Source organism: Mesorhizobium sp. M8A.F.Ca.ET.161.01.1.1 (assembly GCF_004792105.1).
In the GTDB taxonomy this organism is placed as follows: domain Bacteria; phylum Pseudomonadota; class Alphaproteobacteria; order Rhizobiales; family Rhizobiaceae; genus Mesorhizobium.
The window spans coordinates 1-321 of sequence record NZ_SRTD01000307.1; the positions used below are offsets into that span (position 1 = coordinate 1).

At 57.9% G+C, this 321-nt stretch carries 1 pseudogene; it reads left to right on the forward strand.

The annotated features are described in order from the left end of the window. A pseudogene (locus EN804_RS35840) lies at window positions 1–321 on the forward strand (ABC transporter substrate-binding protein); the annotation flags it as partial.

The following is a 321-nucleotide window of genomic DNA, read 5'->3' on the forward strand; positions in this document are numbered from 1 at the left end:
CTGAACGGCGTCTGGGAAGTGCCGACCTACAAGGACCTGGAAAAGAACAACAAGCTGGGCTTCAAATGGAGCGCGGTCGAGGTTCCGCCCTTCATGGGTAAACGCGCCACATGGGCGGATTCACACGCTTTTGCCATTCCCAATCAGGGTGACAAGACCGTTTCCGGCGAGAAACGCGCCGCGGTGATGAAGGTAATCGGCTGGATGGAAAAACACGCCATCAGCTGGGCCGATGCCGGCCATATCCCGGCCTATAAATCGATCACCGAGGGCAGCGATTACAAGGCGATGCAGCCGAACGCCACCTATGCGTCACTTGCG